Origin of the sequence: Mycobacterium sp., from assembly GCF_036488105.1 — a bacterium.
GTDB lineage: Bacteria > Actinomycetota > Actinomycetes > Mycobacteriales > Mycobacteriaceae > Mycobacterium.
On record NZ_DASXHW010000535.1, the window covers coordinates 1 to 2,640 of the forward strand.

3 protein-coding genes are annotated in these 2,640 nt (G+C 67.4%); all 3 read left to right on the plus strand.

Going from position 1 to position 2,640, the window contains the following annotated elements; translation table 11 throughout:
• The coding region (locus tag VGH54_RS28285; protein ID WP_331515468.1) for a GNAT family N-acetyltransferase at positions 1-370 on the plus strand (370 nt) is incomplete at its 5' end.
• Entirely contained in the window at positions 367-1,470 is a 1,104-nt protein-coding gene (locus VGH54_RS28290; RefSeq protein WP_331515469.1) for an LLM class flavin-dependent oxidoreductase, read from the plus strand. The genes VGH54_RS28285 and VGH54_RS28290, both read left to right, overlap by 4 nt.
• A 2-nt stretch (positions 1,471-1,472) precedes the next feature.
• The gene (locus tag VGH54_RS28295) at positions 1,473-2,588 is read left to right on the plus strand and encodes an LLM class flavin-dependent oxidoreductase (protein ID WP_331515470.1); all 1,116 of its coding nucleotides are present in this window, start codon (positions 1,473-1,475) and stop codon (positions 2,586-2,588) included.
• Positions 2,589-2,640 lie beyond the last annotated feature (52 nt).

The window sequence follows — 2,640 nt, forward strand, 5'->3', positions numbered from 1 at the left end:
CGTGATGGCGTGGTTGCGGTCGGTGCCTGTTGCGGAGTTCACGCCGCCAGATGGCGGTTTTCTGCTCGGTGAGGTCGACGGGATAACGGTCACCGGCGGCGCGTTCCAGCGATTCGACGCGGAGACGGCCGAGCTCAAACGCATCTGGACCGATAGTGCGCACCGCCGCTGCGGCTATGCCGCCGCATTGCTGGTCGAGTTGGAGAACGTCATCGCCGCTCGCGGCTACCGGCGGGTGTACCTGACCACAGGCAACCGTCAGCCCGAGGCCGAAGCGCTGTATGAATCGACGGGTTACACGCGGCTTTCGGAGCCGCTACCGTCGCGGGGCCCGGTCTTCCCGATCGCATTCGTGAAGGATCTGCCGTGACTGATCAGCTGCATCTGGGCGTTGCGCTCGACGGCTACGGCTGGCACCGGCAGGCGTGGCGAGCCACGCTGGCCGCCCAGCCCGCCACGGAATCCGTTTTCAGCGGCCGGTATTGGTCTGGTTTGGCGGCGACGGCGGAGCGTGGTCTGCTGGATTTCCTCACCATCGACGACACGCTGACGCCCCAGCCTGGTCGGAGCGAATCGATCAGCCCGCGGCGGCTGGCCGGCCGCGGCGACGCCGTACTCGTTGCCGCGCGCATCGCGCCGGTCACCAAGCACATCGGCCTGATTCCGGTGGCCACGGTCACTCATACCGAGCCGTTTCACATCTCTAAAGCCATCGCCACCTTGGATCACGTGTCGCAGGGGCGGGCCGGTTGGCAGCCACGGGTCAGCTCGACGGCGCATGAGGCCGCGCTGTTCGGGCGGCGCGATGCGTCCGCCGACGGCGGCGAATTGTTCGACGAGGCAGCCGACGCCGTCGAGGTGGTTCGCCGGTTGTGGGACAGCTGGGAGGATGACGCGATCATCCGTGACGAGCTGACCGCGCGCTACATCGACCGGGCCAAGCTGCACTACATCGACTTCCACGGGAAATACTTTTCGGTGAAGGGCCCGTCGATCACCCCGCGTCCACCGCAGGGGCAGCCGGTGGTGGCGGCACTGGCGCATGGGCCGAGGATCTACGAATTCGCCGCCGCCAGCGCCGATCTCGTCTTCATCACTCCTAGCGACGACGTGTCGCTGGACTCGATCCTCGACGAGGTCAAGGCGGCCGGCGGGCAGCATTTGAAAGTCTATGCCGACGTGGTGGTGACATTCGGCGGCGACACCGAATTCGGTTCTGACGCACTGATCTTCGACGGCAGCCCGGCCGATGTGGTCGACCTGCTACTGGGCTGGCAGCAACGGGGCGTCGACGGTGTGCGGCTGCGGCCGGCCGTCAACGCCACCGACCTGCCGGTGATCGTCGACGAGGTAGTGCCACTGCTGCAGCGGGCCAGGCGGTTTCGCACGTCCTACCGTGACGGGGAGACGCTGCGTCAACGACTCGGTTTGCCTGTCGCGCCCAACCGATACTCGGAGGTGCGCCCGTGACGATCGTCCCGCTGTCGATCCTGGACCTGTCGCCGATCAGCGCGGGCAGTGACGCCGCGACGGCGTTGCACAACACGATCGACCTCGCCCAACGCGCGGAGCAATGGGGATATCGCCGATTCTGGATCGCCGAACATCACTTCGTCGGCGTCGCCAGCTCCGCGCCGGCGGTGCTGATCGGGCAGATCGCCGCGGCTACCAACACTATTCACGTCGGGTCGGCCGCGGTCCAGCTCAGCCACACGACGGCCGCCACGGTGGTCGAGAGCTTCGGCATGCTCGACGCCTTCTACCCGGGCCGCATCGACCTCGGCCTCGGCCGCGGGCAGCGGCGCGACACCGGGTTCAAGCCGAAGCGCCCATCGGCGAAGAATCGCCCGCCCCGGCAGTGGCGCGAAGTCGACGGCGTGGTGATCCCGCTGCCGTTCGACCTCAAGGGACTGCTGGATAGCGAGCGCGTCATGGCGACGATGGAGATCCTGCAGCAGCCGGAGGCCGTGGCGCCCGACTTCGCCGATCAACTCGGCGACATCATCGCGATGCTCGACGGTAGCTATAAGGCCGGGGGATTCGACGTGCACGCCGTGCCGGGTGAGCGATCGGGGTTGGTGCCCTGGATCTTTGGCAGTACTCGGGGCCAGAGTGGGCGGCTGGCCGGTGCGCACGGCCTACCGTTCGTGGCCAGCTACCACATCACCCCGGCGACCGCACTGGAAGCCATCGAGGCTTATCGGGATACGTTCGTCCCGTCGGCGACACTGCAGGAGCCCTACGTCGTGGTGTCCGCCGACGTCGTGGTGGCCGACGACAGTGCCACGGCGCGGCAACTGGCGGCCGGCTACGGGCAGTGGGTGTACTCCATCCGCACCGGGGTGGGCGCGGTGCCCTACCCCGCCCCCGGTGATTGCCGCCCGCTGACCGAAGAGCAACTGCCCGTCGTCAAGGACCGGCTGGAGACCCAATTCGTCGGCGACGCCGAAGAGGTCGCCGAGCGGCTGTCCGCCCTGCAACGCCTCACCGGTGCCGACGAACTCGTCGTCACGTCGGTGACCCATGATCACCAGGCGCGTCTGCGCTCACATGAGTTGCTCGCACAACGCTGGGGGATCGGCGAATGAGTACACGGGAAGGCCAGCACCGCAAGCCTATTCACCTAGCCGCCCATTTCCC